20 protein-coding genes are annotated in these 25,339 nt (G+C 52.3%); 11 read left to right on the top strand and 9 right to left on the bottom strand.

Features of this window, described 5'->3' with window-relative positions; genetic code table 11:
• Positions 1-29 precede the first annotated feature (29 nt).
• A complete protein-coding gene (locus E7745_RS04965; RefSeq protein WP_136408423.1) occupies positions 30-2,612 on the top strand; it encodes an outer membrane beta-barrel protein in 2,583 nt (860 codons plus the stop codon).
• Here the strand turns inward: E7745_RS04965 and E7745_RS04970 are convergent, their stop codons facing one another.
• The 7 genes from E7745_RS04970 to thrS all read right to left on the bottom strand — a co-directional run bounded on the left by E7745_RS04970 (position 2,613) and on the right by thrS (position 8,697).
• Positions 2,613-2,882: a hypothetical protein gene (locus E7745_RS04970; protein WP_107032428.1), complete on the bottom strand. Its 270-nt coding sequence runs from the start codon at positions 2,880-2,882 to the stop codon at positions 2,613-2,615.
• The gene (locus tag E7745_RS04975) at positions 2,882-3,931 is read right to left on the bottom strand and encodes a glycosyltransferase family 2 protein (protein WP_123398663.1); all 1,050 of its coding nucleotides are present in this window, start codon (positions 3,929-3,931) and stop codon (positions 2,882-2,884) included. The genes E7745_RS04970 and E7745_RS04975 overlap by 1 nt, the downstream gene beginning before the upstream one ends.
• A 164-nt stretch (positions 3,932-4,095) precedes the next feature.
• Positions 4,096-5,241 carry a glycosyltransferase gene (locus E7745_RS04980; protein ID WP_123398662.1) on the bottom strand — a complete coding sequence of 382 codons (1,146 nt, stop codon included), beginning with the start codon at positions 5,239-5,241 and terminating at the stop codon, positions 4,096-4,098.
• A 141-nt stretch (positions 5,242-5,382) separates the two neighbouring features.
• Entirely contained in the window at positions 5,383-5,733 is a 351-nt protein-coding gene (rplT, locus tag E7745_RS04985; protein WP_107032431.1) for a 50S ribosomal protein L20, read from the bottom strand.
• Positions 5,734-5,856: 123 nt separating this feature from the next.
• A complete protein-coding gene (rpmI, locus tag E7745_RS04990) occupies positions 5,857-6,054 on the bottom strand; it encodes a 50S ribosomal protein L35 (RefSeq protein WP_107032432.1) in 198 nt (65 codons plus the stop codon).
• An 88-nt stretch (positions 6,055-6,142) separates the two neighbouring features.
• Entirely contained in the window at positions 6,143-6,634 is a 492-nt protein-coding gene (infC, locus tag E7745_RS04995) for a translation initiation factor IF-3 (RefSeq protein WP_369699868.1), read from the bottom strand.
• A gap of 116 nt (positions 6,635-6,750) precedes the next feature.
• Positions 6,751-8,697 (bottom strand): threonine--tRNA ligase, encoded by a 1,947-nt coding sequence (thrS, locus tag E7745_RS05000; RefSeq protein WP_107032434.1) that lies wholly within the window; start codon positions 8,695-8,697, stop codon positions 6,751-6,753.
• 103 nt (positions 8,698-8,800) lie between these two features.
• On the opposite strand from thrS, the gene dnaG reads away from it, so the two are divergent.
• From dnaG to E7745_RS05045, 9 genes are all read left to right on the top strand, one after another.
• Positions 8,801-11,005 (top strand): DNA primase, encoded by a 2,205-nt coding sequence (dnaG, locus tag E7745_RS05005; RefSeq protein ID WP_136408424.1) that lies wholly within the window; start codon positions 8,801-8,803, stop codon positions 11,003-11,005.
• A 574-nt stretch (positions 11,006-11,579) separates the two neighbouring features.
• A complete protein-coding gene (locus E7745_RS05010) occupies positions 11,580-13,112 on the top strand; it encodes a DUF6242 domain-containing protein (protein ID WP_136408425.1) in 1,533 nt (510 codons plus the stop codon).
• A 12-nt stretch (positions 13,113-13,124) separates the two neighbouring features.
• Positions 13,125-13,823, top strand: coding sequence for a DUF6089 family protein (locus tag E7745_RS05015; RefSeq protein ID WP_107032437.1), 699 nt, complete (start codon positions 13,125-13,127; stop codon positions 13,821-13,823).
• A gap of 84 nt (positions 13,824-13,907) precedes the next feature.
• Positions 13,908-14,645 carry an isoprenyl transferase gene (locus tag E7745_RS05020; protein WP_123398658.1) on the top strand — a complete coding sequence of 246 codons (738 nt, stop codon included), beginning with the start codon at positions 13,908-13,910 and terminating at the stop codon, positions 14,643-14,645.
• A gap of 48 nt (positions 14,646-14,693) precedes the next feature.
• Positions 14,694-17,309 (top strand): outer membrane protein assembly factor, encoded by a 2,616-nt coding sequence (locus tag E7745_RS05025; protein WP_123398657.1) that lies wholly within the window; start codon positions 14,694-14,696, stop codon positions 17,307-17,309.
• Positions 17,310-17,443: 134 nt separating this feature from the next.
• Positions 17,444-17,959, top strand: a complete 516-nt coding sequence (locus E7745_RS05030; RefSeq protein WP_107031855.1) for an OmpH family outer membrane protein — start codon at positions 17,444-17,446, stop codon at positions 17,957-17,959.
• 120 nt (positions 17,960-18,079) lie between these two features.
• Complete coding sequence (locus E7745_RS05035) at positions 18,080-18,574, top strand: OmpH family outer membrane protein (RefSeq protein WP_107031854.1); 495 nt, start codon at positions 18,080-18,082, stop codon at positions 18,572-18,574.
• Between the two features lie 120 nt (positions 18,575-18,694).
• The gene (locus E7745_RS05040; RefSeq protein WP_123398656.1) at positions 18,695-20,608 is read left to right on the top strand and encodes an LptF/LptG family permease; all 1,914 of its coding nucleotides are present in this window, start codon (positions 18,695-18,697) and stop codon (positions 20,606-20,608) included.
• A gap of 74 nt (positions 20,609-20,682) precedes the next feature.
• Positions 20,683-21,918, top strand: coding sequence for a bifunctional 3,4-dihydroxy-2-butanone-4-phosphate synthase/GTP cyclohydrolase II (locus tag E7745_RS05045; protein ID WP_107031852.1), 1,236 nt, complete (start codon positions 20,683-20,685; stop codon positions 21,916-21,918).
• Here the strand turns inward: E7745_RS05045 and E7745_RS05050 are convergent.
• Together E7745_RS05050 and E7745_RS05055 are read right to left on the bottom strand one after the other, a co-directional pair.
• On the bottom strand, positions 21,882-22,592 hold the full coding sequence (locus tag E7745_RS05050; RefSeq protein ID WP_107031851.1) for a metal ABC transporter ATP-binding protein: 711 nt from the start codon (positions 22,590-22,592) through the stop codon (positions 21,882-21,884). The two genes, E7745_RS05045 and E7745_RS05050, sit on opposite strands and share 37 nt — an antisense overlap.
• Positions 22,593-22,641: 49 nt before the next feature.
• Entirely contained in the window at positions 22,642-23,529 is an 888-nt protein-coding gene (locus E7745_RS05055) for a metal ABC transporter solute-binding protein, Zn/Mn family (RefSeq protein ID WP_123398655.1), read from the bottom strand.
• A 256-nt stretch (positions 23,530-23,785) separates the two neighbouring features.
• On the opposite strand from E7745_RS05055, the gene E7745_RS05060 reads away from it, so the two are divergent.
• Complete coding sequence (locus E7745_RS05060; protein WP_107031849.1) at positions 23,786-25,330, top strand: glycine--tRNA ligase; 1,545 nt, start codon at positions 23,786-23,788, stop codon at positions 25,328-25,330.
• The last annotated feature ends 9 nt before the right edge of the window (positions 25,331-25,339 follow it).

Genomic DNA, 25,339 nt, shown 5'->3' on the forward strand with positions numbered 1-25,339 from the left:
TAAAAAAATAAGCCAATCCGATTTGCTTTATGAAATTTTTACGGATCATACCGGCCTTAGCTGTGATTCTTTCTTTTGTGTGGCCGGCAGGAGTCTCCGGAGCCGCGCAGAAGGAGGAGCCGGGGTATGTCCGTGAACTGACCGAAGCCGACAGCCTTGCCATAGCCGCTGCCGATTCGATAATGAACAGCATCAGTCTTGACGAGGTTGTGGTGACAGCGCCTCTGAAGGAAATGGAGGTGAGGGGCGATACGACGATCTTCAACGCGGATGCCTACCGTCTGCGTGACGGGGCCTATCTCCAGGAGCTGGTGAGGGTGATCCCAGGAATGGAATATGACAAGGCTTCGGGCCGTCTGACCTATTACGGTACGCTGCTCAACGAGGTGATGGTCAACGGCGAAAAGTTTTTCGGGTCAGACGTCGTGGCCGCTCTCGAAAATCTTTCGGTCGAGCTGATCAGCCAGCTTAAGGTATATGACAAGGCTTCTGACCAGGAGGAGTTTACCGGAGTGAGGACAGGGGGCAAGAATCAAGTGCTTGACATACAAACCAAAAGCGCGTTTGACGGAATGCTGATGGCCGGAGCGTCAGTGGCGCTCGGCAATGAGAACCGCTATGAGGGCCGTCTCCACGGAAATTCCTTCCGGATGGGCGGCGACAATTTCTCATTCAATGCCGATACGGGCAACAGCCATATTCTCAGCGGCCGCCGCGGAAACCGTCAGGATTCAATGCATGGTTCCATCAATAAGACGTTCGGCAAGGGAATAGGGGTCTATCTCATGGGCTCGTATAACCACAGCATTAATGACGATGACCGGACCTCGTACAGAGAGAGCTACATGCTCAGTGGCAACCGCTACAGCTATAATGTGGGCGACGACCGTTGGCGCCGCCACGGTTTCAGTCTGAACGGGACTGTCAACGGCAAGATCAATGACAAGACCTATCTCAGTCTGCAGGGCTCGGTCAACAACAGCGATTCGAGAAGCTCCGCCGGTCAGCGCACGGCGGTTTTCAATACGAATCCGGAGCTGGACATAGGGGCGCCGTTCGATGGACCGGCCTACGATGCCGTGCCAGTGGCCGACAGGGTGAATGACGACCGCTCGTCGTCGGTTTCGAAGAACCGTTCGCGGAACTACAGTGCTTCGCTCAGTATTTCGCGCCATCTCAACAGTGCGGGCAGCACGCTTTCGTTTTCTCTAAGTGCCGGAAGCGGCCGTTCGCGCAACGAAGCATTCAGCCTTTCGGAAATCAGATATTATCAGCTGCTGACCGCTACCGGAGCCGATTCGGTGCTTCTCAGAAATCAGTATAATCATACACCGGGCAACTCGCGGCAGTTCTCGGCCGGATTGTCGTTCAGCCAGACGTTCGGCCAAAAATTTTCACTGAACGCCGGCTACAGTTATGTGATAAACCGTGAGAGCAGCGAGCGTTCCACCTATGATCTCTCTCTTTTCATGGACGCTTTGCCTGACCGGGCTGACACCGTTCTGCCTCCAGGCTATCTGCAGGGCTATGTCGATTCGCTCAGCAATCACAGTTTCAGCCACACCATCGGCCATCAGATCAGCGTTTCGCTGAACTATGGCGATGATCACTGGCGGGTGAACGGGGGGATTAGCGTAACCCCTGAGCGCCGTACTCTCGACCAGAAGACCGGTCTGATAAGCGGCGACACCGTCCGCTCGTCGGTCAGCTTCATGCCTATGCTCAACTTTGGGCTCTATCGCGATAAATTCTCTGTTGATTTTGATTATTCGGGATCTACCGACCAGCCGTCGCTCAGCAGTCTGATGCGCATGACCGACAACAGCAATCCGCTCTATATCACTCACGGGAATCCATCTCTGAAAGCCTCCTACAGGCAGGATTTCCGCCTCTCGGCTCGCCTCCACAAATTTAATCTGGCGGCTGATCTGAGCTATTCGAATGTCTATGACGAACAGACGCAGGCGGTGTTCTATAATCCGGAGACCGGGGTCAGCGAAGTCTGCCCGGTCAATGTCAACGGCAACTGGTCGGCAAGCGCCAATCTGTGGCTGTCACACTCAATAAAGAAATTCCGCCTGCTGTCGCGTATCGGCGGGAGCTACAGCCATCAGGTGGCTCTGCTCAACGAGGGGCAGAGCGTGGCGCCGGAAAAGAGTCTCACCCTGGGGCGTTCGTGCAATTCTCGCATTGACGTGATGTATATGGCTGCCAACACTACGCTGATAGCCGATTTCGGCTGGCGTTTCAGTAATCCGGTCAACCGTCTGCGTGGCAGCCGGAGCTATATGCGCGACTATGATATGGGCCTGAACGGCAACATCCGTTTCCTGAAACGTTTCGATGCCGGAGGCCGGGTGAGATATACCCTGCGCAACAGTTCGATAGCCGCGTCAGGCAACGATGAGCAGACCATCCTTGACCTGAACTGCAGCTGGTCTTTTCTCAAAAATGAGGCAATGAAGCTGGCGTTTGAGTGGAATGATATTCTCAACCGAAAGAAAAGCATCAGCCGCGGCGCCTCGCCCAACGGGGTCTATGAATACCGCTCGCACATCATAGGCTGCTACTTCTTGTTTACCCTCAGCTACGACTTCCGCCATACGCGGTAGTTATTTTGCTTTGTCGAGGAGGCTGATGGCTTTGGTGTAGTCGCGGTAGAAGATCACCAGTCTGACGCCGGTTTTAATCTGCGGGGTGTAGATCTCGACTTCGTTTTCAACCATAGCATGGATGCCGTTGGCTTCAAGATATGCTTTGTCGATGTAGGCTTCGGCTGCGGTGGCGTAGGTCCGAAGTCTGACAAGGTCGTCAGGAGCCGGCGGTTTTGAGTCGCTGAGGAGAGCATTGAGTTTTTCTTTAAGAGAGGTGAGCAGAGACATTATTCGAAAATTAGGGAAATTAATTTTTTAATATAACGACGGAGACGCATACCTTTATATATCGCAGTAACATGGCGGAGAATAAAATTTACATCATTGTCTCTGATAGCATTATAGATATATTCGTTGTTCTCATCGGCAATCAATCTGACATTATGCCATAGCTTGCAGTCGGCAAGCTGTATGGTCATCCAGGCTTTCAGTTCGTCATCGGTTTCTTTAAGATATTCTTTACGTTGAAGTGCGGTACTCAAGAACACATTTTTCAGTTCAATCGCAGTGGTCCTTACGGCGAACTGATTGCAATGTTTCATGGCGATGGCAGTCTTCTGTAATGATTGTTCTTTGAGGTCTTCCCACAGATAGGGATTGAATCTCGATGTGAGACCGCCGGTCCGGTAGTTGTAGCCCGTATAATCTATTATCGAATAGCAGCTGATATGCGGGAACAGATGAAGATTGAACATCAGATCCTCACCCATGCGGAAGCCTGTAGGGGCAACTCCTGATGACTTGATCAGTTTCACCTTATAGAGCTTCGCCCACATCCCGACATCAAGAATGTTGACTCCGAAGAAGGATATGAAATATTTTTCCATGAGTTCCGGCTGCTTTATAACCTGAGGGGTGACAAAGGTCTTCGACTTTCGGCGTATCATACCCATCACCCGATATGATTGCATCTGAACCACGTCAGCTCCGGTTCGAATCATTTCAGTCACTTGGCGTTCAATAGCTTCAGGTTCTATATAGTCATCAGAGTCGACAAATGTGACCATACCTTCAGGATTTGAGCCGAATACATGGGTCAGCCCTGAGAAGCGAGCTTTGTCCACTCCTTCGTTACGGGGTTTGTCGATAAGTAGTATTTTATCCGGAAATTTAAATTTATACTGCTGGCATATTTCTGCCGAATTGTCAGTGGAGCAGTCATTGACCAACACAATCTCTATGTCGGTGTATGTTTGCGATAAGATCGAATCCACGCATTTCCCAAGATAGCCTGAAGCATTATAGACAGGTACTATGACTGATACTTTGCCGTTCATTTTTTTAATTCATTCAGAGGTTGTTTAAAACCAAAAGTTAAAATCTGAGTGGTGTATCTTTTAGATAAATTGTTGCAAATGAGGAAGGAGCATAGCGAGCTATGTGACTGAGATGAAGAGCCATATCCACCTCAAAACTTTCGCTCGGATTTTAACTATTGTTTTTAAACGACCTCTAATTCGTTGAATAATTTGCACCATTGATTGTAGACATCACTCATGCTGAACCGGCTGACCGTTTGCTTGGCGTTCTGACCCATTTTCAAGAGTAGATCCTCGTTTGATATTAATAAATCACAGGCGTTTATAAAGGCATCGGCATCTAAATCCGGGACTATAAAACCGCACTCTTCAGAAATAATGTCATTGAACACTGCGGAATTGTCAAAAACCACCGGGACACAATTGTTTGCCATTGCCTCCAAAAGAACCATCCCGAATCCTTCTGAGTAGGATGGGAGCACAAAAATACTTGCATCTCTGTAATACTTATAAGGATTAGTATTGCCGGTCAGTGTGATATTGGATAGTTTGTAATGTTTAATCTTGCGTTCTAACAGATGACGGTCTATGCCATCGCCGACAATTATCATCTCCCAATCAGGGTGCTTGGTCATAAGGTGTTTCCATAATCGGGGGAGAAATAATACATTTTTTGGTGATTGTGCAATTCTTCCGCACCACATGATGGTTTTTTTCTTCTTTTGTGTTAGGCTGGAGGTTTCATTCAGAAGGTTATCATCAATGGCATTTGGAATTGCTGCCAATCGTCCAATATCTATCTTGTACCTGGATGATATTGCATTTACATAGTTGTCGCATAGAAAAACAAGTTTGTCAATGCCGTTGGTTTCCCTTATATCTGAGTACCGTTTCCTTAGTTTTAAATTTCTCAGAGGAGTATTGATAATGAAAGCTATGTTTAACAAGCTTTGTTTTGGCTTGTAAATATCAATGGATTCAAACAGGGCTCTGACTGTGTGTTTGGCTATAGGATTTATGTGGCAGCATTGGAGTATTTTGATATTTTCTGATATCATTGGATGTGAAAGAAACGACATCCCATATTGGTCAATCAGTATATTAATGCCATTACGAATAAGAAAGTCATTTGCAAATATGGCTTTTTCACTGTTATTTAATTCCGTAGGTATTGTTGCATCAGCTCCATCTCCGAATGAACATAGGTTATATACCCGAATATTATGTGCCCGAAATGCATTTGTGAGATTGTATGTCACTCTTTCGACTCCACCAATTAATGGATTGGGCAGGTTGTGTGTGTAAAAGCAGACTTTGAGATTTTGCATGGTTTGTTTTCGCTGTTTGTAGTGCTGGCAGGATATGAAAAAAATCAGAGACTTCAGGCTTTGTCCGGTTTGGGCGGAGGTGCCGAAGTCTCTGATTTTAATTATGGCTTATGAGATAGCCTTGATGGAGGTTGAGTCTCCTTAGGCGTTCTTCACTTTGTCAACAATAGCTTTGAAAGCAGCGGGATTGTTGAGGGCGAGGTCGGCGAGAACTTTGCGGTTGATCTCGATGCCGGCCTTGTGGATGAGGCCCATGAGCTTTGAGTAAGAAAGATCTTCAAGACGAGCAGCTGCGTTGATACGCTGGATCCAGAGGGCGCGGAAGTTGCGCTTTTTGTCCTTGCGGTCACGGTAAGCGTAGGTGAGACCCTTTTCCCAGGTGTTCTTGGCTACAGTCCACACGTTGCGGCGGCATCCGAAGTAACCACGGGTGAGTTTCAGGATTTTTTTGCGGCGAGCTCTTGAAGCTACATGATTTACTGATCTTGGCATTTTGAAAAATGAGTTGTGAACGTCAGCGGCACATCATTGCACTTAGATTCATTTTTAGGTGGCTGACCGTTCGGTTTAAAAAATTGAATTAGAAATCACGATTTTAAGATAGTGAAAACTTCCTTACTTGAGAGCGAGGAGTGACTTGACGTTTGAAGAGTCGCAGCTGGCCACGAGTGAGAAGTGGGTCAGATTGCGTTTTTGCTTTTTGGTCTTCTTGGTCAAGATGTGGCTCTTGAAAGCGTGTTTTCTCTTGATCTTTCCTGATCCGGTAAGGGCGAACCTCTTTTTGGCACCGGAGTTAGTCTTAATCTTTGGCATTGGTTGTGATTGTTAAATAATGATTTTAATTCGTATGATGACGGTCGGAACCCCTTGCGGGGACCAGGCCGGTCAACGCGGGGTTGGTTTATTTTTTCTTCGGGCTGAGCATGATGATCATGCGCTTGCCTTCGAGCACAGGCATCTGGTCGACTTTGCCATATTCCTCAAGGTCGTTGGCAAAACGGAGCAGCAGTACTTCGCCTTGTTCCTTGAAGAGAATGGAGCGGCCTTTGAAGAACACATAGGCTTTGACCTTTGCGCCTTCCTGGAGGAAGCCGATGGCGTGTTTGAGCTTGAAGTTGTAGTCATGGTCATCGGTCTGGGGTCCGAAACGGATTTCCTTCACAACGACCTTGGTTGCTTTGGCCTTCTGTTCCTTCTGGCGTTTTTTCTGCTGGTAGAGGAACTTCTGGTAGTCAAGCACGCGGCACACCGGCGGTTGGGCGGTGGGAGAGATCTCAATGAGATCGAGCCCAAGCTCATCGGCGATCTTCAGGGCTTCCTGAATGGGGTAGACGCCGTTTTCTACATTGTCGCCGACGAGACGGATCTCGCGGGCGCGGATGTATTCATTGATGGCGTATGGTTCCTCCTTACGAGCGTTGGGGAGGGGACGGCGAGGGCCGTTGTTGGGGCGCGGAGGGCGCGGAGCGAAAGGTTTTTTCTCCATTCAGGGGGTTTAGTGTCTGTTTTTTACTGTTGATTGATCATTTCATTGACTTCGCGAGCCAATTCGGCTGCAAAGGTAGCAATTTTCATCGAACCTTTATCACCTTCGCCCTGTTTTCTTACAGAAATTTCATCATTTTCAGCTTCTTTTTCGCCTACAATGAGCATATAGGGTATTCTTTTGAGCTCGTTGTCGCGGATTTTTTTGCCGATTTTTTCATTTCTGTCGTCAATCTGGGTGCGGATGTCGAGGGCGTTGAGCTGGTCGGCGACCTTGCGGGCGTAGTCGTTGAACTTCTCGGAGATGGGGAGCACTACGGCCTGTTCGGGGGCGAGCCAGAGGGGGAAGCGGCCGGCGGTGTGTTCGAGCAGCACTGCCACGAAGCGTTCCATCGAGCCGAAGGGGGCGCGGTGGATCATCACCGGACGGTGTTTCTGGTTGTCGGAGCCGGTATATTCGAGCTGGAAGCGTTCGGGCAGGTTGTAGTCAACCTGGATGGTGCCGAGCTGCCATTTGCGGCCGAGGGCGTCCTTGACCATGAAGTCGAGTTTCGGGCCGTAGAAGGCTGCTTCGCCGTATTCCTTGCGGGCTTTAAGGCCTTTTTCTTCGCAGGCGTCGATGATGGCCTGTTCGGCGAGGTGCCAGTTTTCGTCGGAGCCGATATATTTTTCCTTGTTGTTGGGGTCGCGGAGCGAGATCTGGGCTTCGAAGTTTTCGAATTTGAGTGCCTTGAAGATGAAGAAGATGATGTCCATCACCTTGAGGAACTCGCCTTTGATCTGGTCAGGGGCGCAGTAGATGTGGGCGTCGTCCTGAGTGAAGCCTCTGACGCGGGTCAGGCCGTGGAGCTCGCCGCTTTGTTCGTAGCGGTAGACGGTGCCGAATTCCGCGAGGCGCAGGGGCAGGTCGCGGTAGCTGCGGGGCAGGGCGCGGAAAATCTCGCAGTGGTGGGGGCAGTTCATCGGTTTGAGCAGGTATTCCTCGCCTTCTTCCGGTGTGTGGATGGGCTGGAAGGAGTCCTTGCCGTATTTTGCGTAGTGGCCTGAGGTGACATAGAGGTTCTTGTTGCCGATATGCGGGGTGATCACCTGCTGGTAGCCGTATTGCTTCTGGATCTTGCGCAGGAACTGTTCGAGGCGGTCGCGCAGGGCGGTTCCTTTGGGGAGCCAGAGTGGCAGGCCGGCGCCTACGTTCTGGGAGAATGCGAAGAGTTCCATCTCTTTGCCGAGTTTGCGGTGGTCGCGTTTCTTGGCTTCTTCGAGGAGCACGAGATATTCGTCGAGCATTTTCTTCTTGGGGAAGGTGATGCCGTAGACTCTGACGAGCTGGTTGCGCTTTTCATCGCCGCGCCAGTAGGCTCCGGCGAGTGAGGTGACTTTCACGGCCTTGATTGGTGCGGTGGTGGCGATGTGCGGACCGCGGCAGAGGTCGGTGAACGATCCCTGGGTGTAGGTGGTGATGTGGCCGTCCTCAAGTTCGCTGATGAGCTCGCATTTGTATTCCTCGCCGCGGTCACCGAAGAGTTTTAGCGCGTCGGCTTTCGATATGTCGGCGCGGACAATCGGGTTTTTCTGCTGGGCGAGTTCGAGCATCCGCTTTTCGATGCGGGGGAAGTCAGCTGATGTTATGGTGTTTTCGCCTGGATCAATGTCGTAGTAGAATCCGTTTTCGATAGCCGGGCCGATGCCGAATTTCACTCCAGGGAACAAATCCTGGAGGGCTTCGGCGAGCAGGTGGGCCGATGAGTGCCAGAAGGCGTGCTTGCCTTCGGGGTCATCCCATTTGAAGAGGCGGATTGAGGCGTCTTCGTTGACAGGGCGGGTGATGTCCCACTCCTTGTCGTTGACAGATGCCGCGAGGATGTCGCGGGCGAGCTGAGGGGAGAGTGACTCGGCAATCTGCAGAGGGGTCACTCCGCTCTCAAACTGCTTTACGCTCCCGTCGGGGAATGTGATGTTGATGTTTGCCATTATTAATTAATGTGGAGGGTTAGGGAGCCATACGGACGACTCCTGTAAATTCAAGTCGCAAAGATAGGAAATATTTCTCAATTTTACTAATTTTGTGCTCGCTATGAGAAAGATTGACAATGCTACAGTGCAGAGGATTCTTGACGCGGCCGACATTGTGGAGGTTGTGAGTGACTTCGTCGCGCTTAAGCGTCGGGGGGCCAACTATGTAGGTCTTTGTCCTTTCCATAACGACCGTTCGCCGTCGTTCTATGTCTCCAAGGCCAAGGGTATGTGTAAGTGTTTCAGCTGCGGCGAGGGCGGCAGTCCGGTGAGCTTCATCATGAAGCTGGAGCAGCTGTCGTTTACCGAGGCTCTGCGCTATCTCGCCAAGAAATACAATATCGAGATCGAGGAGCGCGAGATGACCGACGAGGAGCAACAGGCGGAGACCGATCGCGAGAATATGCTGGCGGTCAATGATTTCGCCATGCGCTATTTCGAGAAGAATCTGAAAGAGACGCAGGAGGGGCGCGATATTGGCCTGTCATATTTCCGCTATCGCGGCATCAGCGACGCTATGGTGGAGCGTTTCCATCTCGGCTATGCCGTGGAGGGGCGCGACGCGCTTTTTGCCACGGCGCTTGAGCGTGGCTACAGCGAGAAATATCTGCTTTCCACCGGCCTGTGTTCGCGCACTGATGACGGCCGTGTGTTTGACCGCTTCCGCGGACGTGTCATCTATCCGATTCTTTCGCTGTCAGGCACGGTGGTCGCTTTCGGAGGCCGTACTCTCAGCAAGGAGAAGAAGATAGCCAAATATGTCAACTCTCCCGAATCTGACATCTACCTCAAGCGCCGAGAGCTCTACGGGCTCTATCAGGCCAAGCAGGCTATAGCCAAGGCTCAGAAGTGCATACTTGTGGAGGGCTATATGGATGTCATCTCCATGCACCAGGCAGGGGTGTGCAATGTGGTGGCTTCTTCGGGTACCGCGCTTACCGTAGAGCAGGTGCGTCTGATAAAACGGTTCACTTCTAACGTCACTCTGATTTATGACAGCGATGCGGCGGGCATAAAGGCCTCGCTGCGAGGCATCGAGCTTCTGCTTCAGGATGGCATGGATATAAAGGTGCTCCTTCTCCCTGAGGGGGATGACCCTGACTCCTTTGCGCAGAGCCACAGCTCAACGGAGGTGGAGGAGTATATCAAGGCTCACGAGACAGACTTTATCAGTTTCATGGCCCGGATTCTGATGGGAGAGGCGGCTGACGATCCGGCCCGGCGCGCACAGGTGATCACGCGGATTGTCAAGACCATAGCTCTGATCCCCGATGAGATTACCCGGCGCGTATATGTGCAGGAGTGCTCGCGTCTGCTTTTCATGGACGAGGATGTGTTGCGGCGTGAGGTCGGCAAGTATTATAATGAATACAGGCTTAAGTCGCGTGAAGACCGCGAGCGCCGGCAGGCATTTGCGGATTATGCCGATGAGCCGGGTCCCGGTCCGGCGTCGGCAGAGGAGCAGACGGCCGCCGGAGTGGCAGGTCAGCAGCCTCAGGCTCAGGTTTCGGCGCAGGGGAAACATGCCAAGTTTCTGCGCACCTATGAGCTGGCTATAGTCCGCCTGGTGGCCAAGTATGGCAACTATGCTTTTGCCGAGGGCATCGACGAGGATGGCAACAATCAGCCTATGACGGTGCTCGAATATATCGAGGCCGATCTTGCTGCCGATGAAATCCGCTTCGAGAACAGTGACATTGCCCATTTTTTGGATATGGCCATTGTGCTTAGCCGGGCCACGTGGAATGAGGATATCGAGCATTGCCGGGTGCAGCTAGAAGAGCGCCGGCGCAGCGAATTCGCTGCGGGAGTTGAAGAGATCAGGCGGAAGGCCACGGATGTGGGGAGCATCTCGGCGATGGAGCGTTCTCTGCAGGAGACTGTCGACGCTGACTATGCCCGCAGGCTCGATGAGTTTGCCGCCACCTATCTCGGTCGGTTGATGTGCTCTTCGCCTGATGATGTGGTGCGTGAGATGGCCTCCGATCTTGTTGTGGAGCGCCATATACTGAGCAAGATGCACACAAAGTATGCCAAAGTCGACACTGAGCAGGATCTGCTGGGCGAGCTTGTGCCGCGCGCTCTCCATGAGCTGAAAGATGCCATTCTGTGGACCCGCCTTCAGGATGTCAGGTCGCTTTTGGCTGCCTGTGGCGGCGATTATGACCGTTCTATCGAGCTGATGAAAGAGATGAAAGAGATCGAGAACTCCCGCTCGGAACTTGCAAAGCTGATAGGCGACCGTGTCATCGTGCCGCGAAAATAGGGTCACGGCGTGGCAAGGCTGCAGATTCGATAAAATATCCGGAGGGTGTTTCATGACGTTTGTCGTGAAGCACCCTCCGGATTAAGGAGTAGAATAAATAAGGAGGATGAGCCTCACGGCCTCTCCCCCTTGTCTAATCTACAATCTTGTAACACACATATATTTATTGAACAGAGAATCCAGTGTCAAAAAAATGATTGCCGGAGTCGTAGAACCTTAAAATATGGCTCCAGATTGTAAATAAATGTGGGTTTACGATTTTTAGTTTAGTAGCTAATATAGTGTAACAAAAAGGATCTGTTTTATTGATGTCGCAAAAATAAAAAACAGAAAGTAAAAATGCAAGCCGCAGGCTAAAAAAAATTCTATGTCAGTGTGTCGATATTTCGGCTTGATCTTCAAAAAATGCTGACAGATAGATTTGTTATGTTTTTTTTACGTTATCCGGACGGTGGTTAACGAAAATGTTGTTAACTTTGCAACTTGTAAAAGTGTCAGGATGAACAATCCGGCTTTTGATTACAAAATGCTAATAATGTGCGTCTTTTTTCGCAGGCGCCGTATGCTCACATTTATGAATAAAAGATTTCCATTATACTCCCTGTTGGCTCTGATGCTGACAGCCATCGTGGCCGGATGTAACAAAGATGACTCCAGCACATTTGTGTCAGAAGGCGATTTCGGCAATTGCTCGGTCACCTCTTTCAGCATCAAGAAGAATGACAAGGTGCTGACCGGACTTGATTCGGTCTTCTTCTCGATAGACCTGGTCGATGCCCGCATCTTCAATGCCGACTCTCTGCCCAAAGGTACTGATGTGAGCAAACTTGTGCTCAATATCGGAACATCTTCGGCCAGTGCCTGCGAGCTGACCTACCGCAAGCTCGGAACTCCGAGAGATACCACCATCAGCTATATCGACAGCCCCGGCGACAGCATCAACTTCTCTGACGGACCGGTGAAACTCTCTGTGACTTCCTATAACGGACAGAACAAGAGAGAATACACCATAGATATCAATGTCCACAAAGTGGAGACCGACACTCTCTTCTGGGCAGAGGGCGCCAAGACCGTGCTGCCTTCGGCAATAAGCCCGTCAGCACAGAAGACCGTGGAATTCGCCGGAAAGGTCTACTGCCTGACAGTCGACGGATCATCGGCAAGTGTGGCTGTGTCGGAAAATCCCTATTATGACAACCGCTGGACTGTCTCGGCCGCTGCGCTTCCGGTGAGCGCCGATATAGAATCATTCACCGCCAGTGACGCGGCGCTCTACATACTTGATGCGACCGGAAACCTCTTCACTTCGACCGATGCTGTGAACTGGCGCCAGACCGGTGAGCGGATGACATACATCTACGGCGGATACACCGACCGCATCCTCGGCGCGCGCAACGATGCCGACGGATGGAAGCACGTGACTTATCCCGCCTCCACAGAAGCCGCAGTTCCTGCCGGATGTCCCGTGAGCGGCACGAGCCAGATGATAACCTACGAGACCAAATGGAGCTCCGAACCGCTTGCCCTCTTCGTGGGCGGACGTGATGCCTCAGGCATGATCACCGGTGCCGCATGGGGCTATGACGGAACTTCATGGGCAAAACTCAGCAACCGTGACATTGACGAGCGCGAGGAAATGACACTCTTCCCCTATTTTACTCCGAGAGTCAACACTTCGACATGGCGCGTGACCGAACGCTCCGCCCTCATCGCTATGGGCGGCCGTTACGAGTCGGCTGAAGGTGAGGTTGTCTCAAAGATGGTCTATGTGTCATATGACCAGGGCATCACTTGGGACGAGGCCGACAGCTATCTTCAGCTACCCGACTATATACCCGCCTTCTCATCGGCCCAGGCTATCGTGGTCAATGACGAGATGTCGGTAGCCACAGCCCGCTCAGCATCCGGCTGGCATAATGCCGGAGGAACCCGCCTCCCGGCCTTTGCCACTCCTGTGCCCTTTGCCGTGAGCCGTGTGTCGGCCCCTGTCACCGAATGGGAATGCCCCTACATCTACCTCTTCGGAGGTGTTGATGCCGATGGCAATCTCCATGACAGCCTTTGGCGCGGTGTGATCCGCCGCTTCACATTCCGCCCCTTATATTAATAATGTGGTGGCATGCGGTCTCTCCTTCTTATTCTGACCCTAATCGCCGGCCTGTCTCTCCCCGGCAGAACAGCAGCTCAGGCGCAAGCGAGCGTCGAGAAATATAAATTTGACATAGGAGCCGGTCTCGGCATGTCGGGCTATCTTGGCGATGCCAATGAAAGCAATCTCTTTGCCAACCCCGGCGTAGGCCTCAACGCCTCGTTCCGTTATCTGATCAACAGCCGCTGGGCGCTGAGAGGACTTCTGACAGCGGCCTCGCTGAGCGGATCGACAGCCGATATGGACAACGTGCTGCCTGAAGGCAAGGTCTATGACTTCAAGTCGTGGATCTACGATCTCGGTGCCCGCGCCGAATTCAACTTCTTCAACTACGGCATAGGAGAATCCTACAAACAGTTGAGCCGCATCTCGCCTTATCTTTCGCTCGGACTCGGAGTGGCCATGTCGCGCAGCGGCGATGACAGTTTTGTGGCCATGACCCTCCCGATGGGATTCGGCGTGAAATTCAAACTGCGTCCGCGGGTCAACCTCGGACTGGAGTTCTGCATGACAAAAGTGTTTGGCGACAATGCCGACAGCCGCGAGCTCAAAGATCTCTACCAGATCAAAAGCTCGTTCATCAAGAACACCGACTGGTATTCGACCCTGATGTTCTCCGTGAGCTATGAATTCGGCGAGCGTTGTGTCACCTGTCACCGCATCGACTGACGGCAGCTCCTGTGTGAAAAACTAATTTTATAAACGATAAATCAGGCTCTGGGCCATGTGTCGCAGAACCACACAATATAAAATATGACAGAAGAAATAGACAAGAGCAGCCTTCCTCGCCACGTAGCCATCATAATGGACGGCAACGGGCGCTGGGCCAAAGCGCGCGGTCTCGACCGAAGCGAAGGCCATGTAGAGGGAGTCAACACGGTGAGACGCATCACCGAAGTTGCCTCTGAACTCGGCATAGGCTATCTCACTCTCTATACATTCTCCACTGAAAACTGGAACCGGCCCAAGGCGGAAGTCGATGCCCTGATGCACCTGATCGTGATTGCCATCGAGCGCGAGACCCCTGATCTGATCAAGAACAACGTGCGTCTTGCCATGATCGGTGACACCTCCCGAATGCCACGCGAGGCCTATGACCGCCTGCAGCAGTGCATCGCCGACACATCGCACTGCACCGGACTGACGCTCACACTCGCCATCAGCTACTCCGCGCGCTGGGAGATCATCCGGGCCTGCCGCCGCTTTGCCGAAGACGTGGCAGTCGGAAAAGCAGCCGCAACCGACATGGACTCAGACCAAGCCTTCGACGCCTATCTCTCGACTGCCGGAATGCCCGACCCCGATCTGCTCATCCGTACCGGGGGCGACCATCGCGTCAGCAACTTCCTGCTGTGGCAGATCGCCTACTCGGAAATATATGTGACCGACACGTTCTGGCCCGACTTCTCACGCGAGGACTTCATCCGGGCCCTGTATGACTTCGGAGGCCGTGAACGCCGTTTCGGCCTGACATCCGAACAAATAAAATAAAGAAACATCCCTCCACCCCACACACATCACAGACGTTGTTTTTTCATCATGCGTTTTAGATTTATCACATTCCTTCTCTTCCTTTCAGCACTGACTGCCAACGTATGCGCCCAGGCGCCTGCGGATACGGTCTATAACCCCGACATCCTTTTCACCGGCCTGCCGAAAACCTACGAGATCGCAGACATCCAGGTCAAGGGTGCCGACAATTATGAAGACTATATCGTCATTGGCTACACCGGGCTCAAAGTCGGAGATCTCATCACCATTCCAAGTGCTGAAATCACCGATGCGTCCAAACGCCTCTGGCGTCAGGGCCTTTTCTCTAAAGTGCAGATCGCGGTCGACAAAGTGATCGGGAACAAGGCTTATCTGACACTCAACCTGCGTCAGCAGCCGAGAATCTCCGAAATCAACTACCACGGGGTGAAAAAAGGTGAGAAGCAGGACCTCGAAGAAGCTCTCCAGCTGATGAAAGGCAACCAGATCACGCAGAACATCGTCAACCGCGCCGAAAGCATCATCAAGAAATACTACTCCAACAAGGGTTTCGGCAACGCGGTAGTGAAGATAAACCTCACCGATGACCTCTCGCACCCCAATGAAGTGATCGTCGACATTAACATCAACAAGAACGACAAAGTCAAAGTCCACAAGATCTATATCGACGGCAACAACGTGCTCTCTGACCGCCAGCTTCAGCGAGTGATGAAGAAGACCAACGAGAAAGGCAAGCTCATCAACCTTTTCCGTCAGAAAAAATTCGTGGAGACAGACTATAAGGACGACCTCAACCGCATCATTCAGAAATACAACGAAAAAGGCTACCGCGACGCCGTCATTCTCTCCGACTCCGTGGTCCCCTATGACGAAAAGACAGTCGACGTATATATCAACCTCGATGAAGGCAAGCGATACTTCGTCAACGATGTGACCTGGGTGGGCAACACCGTCTATCCCACCGAAAATCTTGCGGCGCTCCTCGGCATAGAGAAAGGTGACGTCTACAATCAGACACTCCTGAAAAAGCGCACCACCGATGATGACGACGCCATAGCCAGCGCCTACATGGACAACGGTTATCTCTTCTTTGACATAGTGCCGGTGGAAAAGAACGTGCGCGGCGACTCCATCGACCTCGAAATGCGCATTGTAGAAGGCCCGCAGGCCCGAATCAACAACGTAATCATCAACGGTAACGACCGCCTCTATGAAAAGGTGATCCGCCGTGAGCTCCGTGTCAAGCCAGGCGAACTCTTCAGCAAGAGCGACCTTATGCGTTCGGCTCGTGAAATCGCCCAGACCGGCCACTTCAACCCTGAAAACATGGATATCCGCCCTGAGCCCAATCAGGAAAACGGAACGGTTGACATCCTTTTCAATCTCGAATCGAAATCAAACGACCAGTTTGAATTCTCGATGGGCTGGGGCCAGACAGGTATTATCGGCAAGGTGGCCATCAAGTTCACCAATTTCTCGATCAAGAACCTCTTTTATCCCAACAGCTACAAAGGCCTCGTGCCGCAGGGCGACGGACAGCAGCTCACCATCTCCGCCCAGACCAACGCCCGCTACTACCAGGCCTACAGCATCTCATTCCTCGACCCCTGGTTCGGCGGCAAGCGCCCCAACTCGCTCTCGGTTTCGGCATGGTACAGCCGTCAGACCGGTGTTAACTCCTCGTACTACAACCGCAACTACATGAACAACTACCTCTACAGCTACAGCGGTCTGTACAACACCGGCTACGGTTATGACAATAACTACTCTTACGAAAACGCCTACGACCCCAACAAGTTCCTTCAGATGATCGGCGTCTCCGTAGGCTTTGGCAAGCGTCTTAACTGGCCTGATGACTACTTCACATTCCAGGCTGAACTTGGTTACAGCTGGTATTACCTCAAAAACTGGGAATACCTTTATTATATGCAGAACGGTACGTCAAACGCACTCACCATCGGCCTGACCCTCGCCCGAAACTCGATTGACAATCCGCTCTACACCCGTTCGGGCTCCAACTTCTCTCTCAACCTGCAGCTGACACCTCCCGTCTCGCTCTTCGGCAACAAAAACTGGAAGAAACTCTCTGAAGAGAACACCACAGCTGCAAAGAAAGAACTCTACCGCTGGATCGAATACTGGAAGCTCCGCTTCAAGGCCCGCACCTACACTCCGATCAACGACGTCGAGAGCAAATACACTCTCGTGCTCATGACCAGAGCCGACATCGGTCTGCTCGGCAGCTACAACAAATATCTGAAATCGCCCTTCGAGACATTCTACGTCGGCGGTGACGGCATGTCAGGCTCCTACACCTACGCCCAGGAGACCATCGCGCTCCGCGGCTACGACAACGGTCAGCTCACCCCCTATCAGCTCGGCGGCGGTTATGCCTACACACGCTTCGGCATGGAACTCCACTTCCCCTTCATGCTGCAGCCCACCACCACCATCTATGGTCTGACATTCATCGAAGGCGGCAACGCATGGACATCAGTCAAAAACTTCTCGCCCTTCGAACTCAAGCGAAGCGCCGGAGTCGGTGTCCGCATCTACCTCCCGATGATCGGCATGATGGGTATCGACTGGGCCTACGGTTTCGACAAGGTCTACGGAACCAAGGGCGGATCGCACTTCCACTTCATCCTCGGACAGGAATTCTAAACACATTGAAAAAACAGTCAGGCGGTCTATCCGGCATCGGGTTTTCCGCCTGATTAAAAATTTGTTTAAACTTTTCAACCGCTGGAGTGTCATATATAGTATGAACCCTAACCCCTAAACAGTCAAATCTGCTTATGAAAAAGATATTTCTGACATTGGCACTGGTCCTTGCATGCTTCGCAGGCGCTTCGGCCCAGAAGTTCGCTCTGGTCGACATGGACTACATTCTCTCCAACGTTCCGGCCTACGAGATGGCCAACGAACAGCTCAACCAGATCTCTCAGCGCTGGCAGAAAGAAGTGGAGTCAGTGGCCAGGGAAGCCGAAACTCTCTACAAAAACTACCAGAATGAAATGGTTTTCCTGACCGATGACCAGAAGAAAAAGAAAGAAGAGGCCATCGTGGCCAAGGAAAAACAGGCGGCTGAACTGCGCCAGAAATATTTCGGCCCTGACGGCGAGCTCTACAAGAAGCGCCAGTCGCTCATGAAGCCGATCCAGGACGATGTCTACAACGCCGTCAAGAAAGTCTCCGAAGAGCGTGGCTACCAGTGCATATTCGACCGCGCCTCGGCAGCCGACATAATCTTTGCCTCTCCGCGCATTGATGTCTCCAACGAGGTACTTGAAAAGTTAGGTTATTCCAAATAAAATCCCTATCTTTGCAACGTTTCAGTCGCCCCGGCAGGTTAATTTTATTAAAAATTGCTGAATCCGTCAGGCGCCCATCATCCGAACCGATAAATATAAATTCAACGCACCAATAAAACGATGATTAAAAAATTTTTGCTCGCAATCATGATTGCGCTTCCCATGAGCGTTTTCGCCCAGAAATTCGGCACCGTCAATACCGCAGAGCTCATGGAATCTCTTCCCGAAATGAAGACAGTACAGGAGCAGATGACCGCTGCTTCTAACAAGTATCAGGACGAATTTTCAAAGCTTCAGGAAGAATTCAACAAGAAATATCAGGAATTCAACGCACTTGATGCAAGCACTCCTGAAACCATCAAGGAACGTCGCGTACAGGAAATGCAGGAACTCGACGCCAAGATCCAGAAGTTCCGCGAGACAGCTGACCAGGATCTCCGCCGCCAGCAGCAGCAGCTCATGGCCCCCATCCAGGAAAACGTCATGAAAGCCATCCAGAGCGTAGGCGCCGAAGGCAACTACACCTTCATCTTCGAGAACGGAATGTCGCTCTACACCGGAACCGATGTGACCGACGTCACTCCCCTCGTGAAAGCCCGTCTCGGCATAAAGTAAGCCTCTGTGCAGAAGCTCCTTATTGGATAAACTCATAATCGTCCGCCATGTTCCCCTCACGCAGTATAACCGCAGGGCGCATGGCGGGCGTTAGCCATTAACACCACATCAGTCATTGCTATGTTTCGAATCAAGCGCATGGACATCTTCATCCTGCAGAGCTTCGTGCCTCTGTTCATGATGACGTTCTGCATCTGTCTGTTCATAGTTCTGATGCAATTCCTGTGGCGCTACATTGACGATCTTGTCGGCAAAGGTCTCGGAGTTGATGTCATTGCCGAACTTTTTTTCTACGCGGCGCTCACCATGATCCCGATGGCGCTGCCGCTTGCCATCCTGCTCGCCTCGCTGATGACTTTCGGCAATCTCGGCGAGCAATTTGAGCTTACAGCCATGAAGGCCTCCGGCATATCGCTTCTGCGCACTATGGCCCCGCTCATCGTCCTGATGGTCATGATAGCCACCGGAGCCTTTTTCTTTCAGAACAACGTGCTTCCTGTGGCCCAGACCAAGATGTGGACCCTCCTTTACTCCATGAGGCAGAAATCGCCCGAACTGGAGATACCTGAAGGCGTTTTCTACGATCAGATTCCCGGCTACAACCTTTTTGTCCAGGAGAAAAACCGCGACACCGGTGTGCTCTACGAGATGATGATCTATGACGTCTCGAAAGGCTTTGAAAACTCCTCGATCATTCTGGCCGACTCAGGCAAGATGTCGATCACGCCTGACAAGACCCACCTCTTCCTGCGCCTGTGGAACGGCGAATCGTTTGAAAACATCCGCGATGCCGGTGCCTCAAACATGCGCAATGTCCCCTATCGCCGCGAGTCGTTCAGCCAGAAAGACATCATGCTTAAGTTCGACGCCAATTTCAACCGAATGGACGAGCAGGGCATGCGCAGCCAGTACGTAGGCAAGAACATGACCGAGCTCCAGGCATCTATCGACTCCATGAGCCATCGCGTCGACTCGATCGGCGACATCTACGGCACTGCCCTCCGCGAGTATCCCTACATGGGTCTGCGCCGCTACGACTCCAAGACCGACAACGAGGGCCGCCACTATAAGCTCCGCCGCCCCGACGTGGCGCTCGCCCGGCCCGTGGATGTCGACTCCGTGTTCCGCGGCTCATCTTCAGGCGTACGCATCAACTACCTCTCGCAGGCACTCTCAAAGGCCGAGCGCACTCTGGAGGAATACAAATACAAGAGCCAGACAATGGCCGAAGAACAGAAGCTCATCCGCCGCCATGCCATAGAACTGCAGAAGAAGTTCACCCTCTCGTTTGCCTGCGTGATTTTCTTCTTCATCGGAGCGCCACTCGGTGCCATCATCCGCAAAGGCGGACTGGGCACACCGCTGGTGATCTCGGTGTTTCTCTTCATCTTCTACTACATCATTGACAACATGGGCTACAAATTTGCCCGCGACGGCAAATGGGAAGTCTGGGAAGGCATGTGGCTGAGTGCCGCCGTGCTCCTGCCCCTTGGCATATTCTTCACCTACAAGGCTGTCAATGACTCAGCCGTATTCAACAAAGATGCCTATCTCAACTTCTTCCGCCGCTTCTTCGGAGTCAGCGAGGTGCGCCATGTGGAGATGAAAGAGCTTGTCATGGCTGAAGTCGATCCCAAGGTGGCCGTCGAACGCCTTGCGGCGCTCAAGGACGAGACTGCCGCCTATATCTCTCATAATCCTGAAAAGCAGTCATATGCCGACTACTGGACCCGCGGCTATGACCGTGACAGTCTCCACCGCCTGCGTGACAACATCGAGGTTACTGTGGAATATCTCTCCAACTCGCGTGAGAAGTTAGTGGTGCTCAAACTCATGGACATGCCTATTCTCCGCAGCCTCTGGTTTCAGCAGCCCTCGCGCCGCCCCTGGCTGTCGCGCCTGATGATCGTGCTGTTTCCCGCCGGTGTGCCTGTGTGGCTCTACGGACGCAAGACTCAGACCGACCTGCGCGCGGAGCTTGCCACTGTCAACAAAGTGGCCGATGAACTCATTAAACTTATTGACAAGGATTGACGGAGGTTGCTGAAAACGCTCCCGGAATCCGCCTCCCCCCTCTGATACAATCATAAATTACCTGAAATAAAATCATGGATAATATAAAGTTAGACCGTATAGAAGACGCGATTGCCGACTTCCGCGAAGGCAAGTTCGTGATAGTTGTCGATGATGAGGATCGCGAGAACGAGGGCGATCTGATAATTGCAGCTGAGAAAGTGACCGCTGATCATGTCAATTTCATGATCACCAACGCCCGCGGAGAACTCTGTTCGCCGCTTTCGCTCTCGCGCTGTCGCGAGCTTGGCCTCAGCCGTCAGGTCGAGGACAACACTTCGATGCTCGGAACACCCTTCACCGTGACGGTTGACTTGCTCCCTGGCTGCACCACCGGAGTCTCGGCTCATGACCGCGCCGCGACAATCCGCGCGCTTGCCGATCCGGCTTCCACTCCTGATATGTTCGGCCGTCCGGGCCACGTCCATCCGCTCTATGCCCAGGATGCCGGAGTGCTCCGACGTTCCGGCCATACGGAAGCCGCCATTGACCTTGCGCGCCTTGCCGGCCTGCAGCCAGCGGCCTCGCTGATAGAGATTCTCAATGAAGACGGTACGATGGCCCGCCTGCCTCAGCTGCGCCGCAAGGCCGACGAGTGGGGACTGAAGCTGGTGTCGATCCGTGATCTCATTGCCTATCGCCTGCAGAAAGAATCGCTGGTGGAGGAGGGTGTGGAGGTCGACATGCCTACAGCCTACGGCCATTTTCGTCTGATACCTTTCCGCCAGAAGAGCAACGGACTGGAGCACATCGCGCTCATTAAGGGCGATGTCAGCGGCTCAGATCCGGTGCTTGTCAGAGTTCACTCCTCATGTGCCACAGGCGACATTTTCGGTTCGATGCGCTGCGACTGCGGAGAGCAGCTCCACAAAGCCATGCAGCTTATCGAAAAAGAAGGCCGCGGAGCCATCGTCTACCTCAATCAGGAAGGCCGCGGCATTGGGCTGATGGAAAAAATCAGAGCCTACAAGCTTCAGGAAGAAGGTCTTGACACCGTAGACGCCAATCTCCATCTCGGCCACAAAGCCGACGAGCGCGACTATGGCGTAGGCGCACAGATTCTCCGCAAGCTCGGCATAGAGAAAATGCGTCTGATCACCAACAACCCTGTCAAGCGTATCGGCCTGGAAGGCTATGGTCTTGAAGTAGTGGAAAATGTGGGCATAGAGATAGCCCCCAACAGATATAACCTGCGCTACATGCTCACCAAGCAGCAGCGCATGGGCCATGCGCTTCACATGGACGATCCGTCATCGTCGTCGCAGTCGTAATGCACCTGATGGTGGCTTGAATGACATTCGGTCAGCCGGTGGTCTATTATCAGATGCCGGTTGGCCATTCCTGCTATTGTCGACATCTCGTGAGAGACGAGCAGCAGGGTAGTGGAGTGTGAGAGTTCGGCCACAAGATCGTAGATATAATGCTCGAAGCGCTTGTCGACATAGCTCAGAGGCTCGTCAAGCACCAATACCCGCGGCCTGGCTATGATGGCCCGGCCTAAAAGCGCGCGCTGGAGCTGTCCGCCTGACAGGTTGCCGATGGTCTGCGACGAATGGTTTTCGAGGCCCATCAGCTTTGTGACCTCGCTGACTCTGCGGCGCATCTCCTCCTTGCCGGGCGATTCGGCTATGAGTCCTGAGGCTATGACCTCCTCCACGCTGATAGGGAAGCGGGAGTCTATCATGTTTTTTTGCGGAAGGTAGCCGATCGAAAGATCATCGACGGCTTTTCCGTGGCGGAAGTAGGTGACGGAGCCGCTTGTGGGCTTGAGAAGGCGCAGCAATATGCGCAGCAGGGTTGTCTTGCCGCCGCCGTTGGGGCCTGTGATGGCTATGAAATCTCCGCGGTGCACATCGAAGTTGATGTCTTCAAGTGCAATCTTGTCATCCCATTTTTTGCAGATATCGCGGAGTGATATGATGATTTCCTTTTCCTTGTTTTCCATGACGGGTGTGAAAATTCTGTGAGAATCATGCAGAAAGACTGGGCGGGTGTCAATCGGCTGTAATGGCGTCTGTTATCGCACACATTTCAGCCTCCCAGTCATAGGAGAGCGGATTGATGCTGACCTTGCGCAGGCCGAGCTGGTCACTGAGCACTTCGGCCTGACGGCTGTCAAGATCTTTCTGGTAGAAGAATATGCTGGCCGAATGGCTGTCAGCGTGGTCAATCGTTTTGCGGAGCATGGTCAGGGAACTTTCCTTGTTCTCGGCGTTTCCTGCAGTGATCTGTTCCAGTCCGTAGTCACGGGCGAAATAGCTGAGCGAGGGGTGCCATACCATGAAATGCTCTCCCGCATGTGATGCGAGACGGCTCTCGAAGTCGCGGTCAAGCGAGTCGAGCCGCTGGGCGAAGCGATCATAGTTGCGACGGTAGTAATCCTCGTTTGAGGGATCTATCTTGACCATCGCGTCGAGCATGTTTCTTACAATTATTTTTGCATTTTTGACAGAAGTCCAGGTGTGTGGGTCGATTTCCTCATGATGCACTCCGCCGTGGCCGTGGCTGTGACTGTGAGTGCCTGTCACCGGGACCACCCCCTCCGAGGTGTTGAATATAGGCAGTTCGGGGTCTTCCTGGCGGATCTTGTCGAGAAGCGCGGCCTCGAAACCGATATTGCCCATGCGCAGAAAGCCGATTGACTTGCGGAGATTCATTATATGGGTCAGCGACGGATCGTAGTTTTCCGGATTGGCGCCGTTGGCTATCAGAGTTCTGATGTCTACCTTGTCGCCGGTGATCTGTTCGAGCATATATTTCTGCGGCTCGATGCTGACGGTGACTATCGGGGTCTCGGCGGGAGCAGCCGAGCAGGCGGTCAGGAGCCATATGAGTCCCCCGATCGCAATGGTCAATATTGATATGTTTATTGTGGTTTTCATGAATCCGGATATGTGTACAGTATATTAAACAATCAGCCCGCATTTTGGTGCAGAGTATAATATTTTTGCAAATATAAGCATTTTTTAGCAGTTAAAGGGCGCCTGTTAAGAATATTTTTCATTTTTGCCGCTTTTGGCGAATATCAGCCCCAAAGCAGCCATTGTCTGCAAGGCATTTTGAACTGAAAATGGGCCTGAGACAGAGAGGAGTCGGAAATTTTTACTATCTTTGCAACTTCTAAAACAATCTCAAAAAATGGCAACACAAGACGAAGTTTTCAAAAAGATAGTAAGCCATGCCAAAGAATATGGCTTCGTGTTTCAGTCAAGCGAAATTTATGACGGTCTCTCGGCGGTCTATGACTACGGCCAGAACGGCGTTGAGCTCAAGAACAACATCAAGCGCTACTGGTGGGATTCGATGACGCTGCTTCATGAGAATATCGTGGGTATCGACTCCGCTATTTTCATGCACCCGACCATCTGGAAAGCTTCGGGCCATGTGGATGCCTTCAATGACCCCCTGATTGACAACCGCGACTCCAAGAAGCGCTACCGCGCCGATGTGCTCATCGAAGAGCAGATCGCCAAGATCGAAGACAAGATCGAAAAGGAAGTGGCCAAAGCCGCCAAACGTTTCGGCGAGTCATTCGACGCAGACATGTTCCGTCAGACCAACGGCCGTGTGCTTGAATATCAGGCCAAGCGCGACGCTCTCCACGAACGTTTTGCAAAGGCTATGAACGACGGCGATCTTGACGAACTCCGCGCAATCATCATCGACGAGGAGATCGTATGCCCCATCTCAGGGACCAAGAACTGGACAGAGGTGCGTCAGTTCAACCTCATGTTCAAAACCGAAATGGGCTCTACTGCTGACGGCGCAATGACCGTTTACCTGCGTCCGGAGACAGCCCAGGGTATCTTTGTCAACTATCTCAACGTGCAGAAGACCGGCCGCATGCGCATCCCCTTCGGTATCGCTCAGATTGGCAAGGCCTTCCGTAACGAGATTGTGGCCCGCCAGTTCATCTTCCGCATGAGAGAGTTCGAACAGATGGAAATGCAGTTTTTCGTGCGCCCCGGCTCGGAAATGGAATGGTTCAAGACCTGGAAAGAATTCCGTCTGCGCTGGCACAAAGCTCTCGGCCTCGGCGATGAAAAATACCGCTACCACGACCACGAAAAGCTGGCCCACTATGCCAACGCCGCCACTGACATCGAATTCCAGATGCCGTTCGGCTTCAAGGAAGTGGAAGGTATCCACTCCCGAACCAACTTCGACCTCTCGCAGCATGAGAAGTTCTCCGGCAAGAAAATCCAGTATTTCGATCCGGAGCTCAATGAAAGCTACACACCCTATGTGATCGAGACCTCTATCGGCGTTGACCGCATGTTTCTCAGCGTGCTCTGCTCAGCCTATGAGGAGCAGGAACTCGAAGGCGGCGACAAGCGAGTGGTGCTCCACCTGCCCGCTCCCCTCGCTCCTGTCAAGTGTGCCGTGATGCCTCTGGTGCGCAAGGACGGTCTGCCTGACAAGGCCCGCGAGATCGTCAACGAACTTAAGTTCGACTTCTCCACGCACTATGAGGAAAAAGACTCGATCGGCAAGCGCTACCGCCGTCAGGATGCCATCGGCACCCCGTTCTGCATCACCGTTGACCACCAGACTCTTGAAGACAACACTGTCACCCTCCGCGAACGTGACTCAATGGAGCAGAAGCGCGTCAGGATTGAAGATCTTCACTCGCTCATCCACTCTCAGGTGTCGCTCAACGCGCTTCTCCGCAAGCTCGCCTGACCAGGAGCT

Source organism: Duncaniella sp. C9, from assembly GCF_004803935.1.
Lineage (GTDB): Bacteria > Bacteroidota > Bacteroidia > Bacteroidales > Muribaculaceae > Duncaniella > Duncaniella muris.

Coding starts and splice junctions, on each gene's coding strand:
- E7745_RS05040 (WP_123398656.1), top strand. CDS start 18,695: ATGTTTCGAATCAAGCGCATGGACATCTTCATCCTGCAGAGCTTCGTG.
- E7745_RS04970 (WP_107032428.1), bottom strand. CDS start 2,882: ATGTCTCTGCTCACCTCTCTTAAAGAAAAACTCAATGCTCTCCTCAGC.
- E7745_RS05010 (WP_136408425.1), top strand. CDS start 11,580: ATGAATAAAAGATTTCCATTATACTCCCTGTTGGCTCTGATGCTGACA.
- E7745_RS04975 (WP_123398663.1), bottom strand. CDS start 3,931: ATGAACGGCAAAGTATCAGTCATAGTACCTGTCTATAATGCTTCAGGC.
- dnaG (WP_136408424.1), top strand. CDS start 8,801: ATGAGAAAGATTGACAATGCTACAGTGCAGAGGATTCTTGACGCGGCC.
- thrS (WP_107032434.1), bottom strand. CDS start 8,697: ATGGCAAACATCAACATCACATTCCCCGACGGGAGCGTAAAGCAGTTT.
- rplT (WP_107032431.1), bottom strand. CDS start 5,733: ATGCCAAGATCAGTAAATCATGTAGCTTCAAGAGCTCGCCGCAAAAAA.
- E7745_RS05050 (WP_107031851.1), bottom strand. CDS start 22,592: ATGGAAAACAAGGAAAAGGAAATCATCATATCACTCCGCGATATCTGC.
- E7745_RS05025 (WP_123398657.1), top strand. CDS start 14,694: ATGCGTTTTAGATTTATCACATTCCTTCTCTTCCTTTCAGCACTGACT.
- E7745_RS05020 (WP_123398658.1), top strand. CDS start 13,908: ATGACAGAAGAAATAGACAAGAGCAGCCTTCCTCGCCACGTAGCCATC.
- E7745_RS05045 (WP_107031852.1), top strand. CDS start 20,683: ATGGATAATATAAAGTTAGACCGTATAGAAGACGCGATTGCCGACTTC.
- E7745_RS04965 (WP_136408423.1), top strand. CDS start 30: ATGAAATTTTTACGGATCATACCGGCCTTAGCTGTGATTCTTTCTTTT.
- E7745_RS05060 (WP_107031849.1), top strand. CDS start 23,786: ATGGCAACACAAGACGAAGTTTTCAAAAAGATAGTAAGCCATGCCAAA.
- E7745_RS05015 (WP_107032437.1), top strand. CDS start 13,125: ATGCGGTCTCTCCTTCTTATTCTGACCCTAATCGCCGGCCTGTCTCTC.
- E7745_RS05055 (WP_123398655.1), bottom strand. CDS start 23,529: ATGAAAACCACAATAAACATATCAATATTGACCATTGCGATCGGGGGA.
- E7745_RS05030 (WP_107031855.1), top strand. CDS start 17,444: ATGAAAAAGATATTTCTGACATTGGCACTGGTCCTTGCATGCTTCGCA.
- E7745_RS05035 (WP_107031854.1), top strand. CDS start 18,080: ATGATTAAAAAATTTTTGCTCGCAATCATGATTGCGCTTCCCATGAGC.
- E7745_RS04980 (WP_123398662.1), bottom strand. CDS start 5,241: ATGCAAAATCTCAAAGTCTGCTTTTACACACACAACCTGCCCAATCCA.
- rpmI (WP_107032432.1), bottom strand. CDS start 6,054: ATGCCAAAGATTAAGACTAACTCCGGTGCCAAAAAGAGGTTCGCCCTT.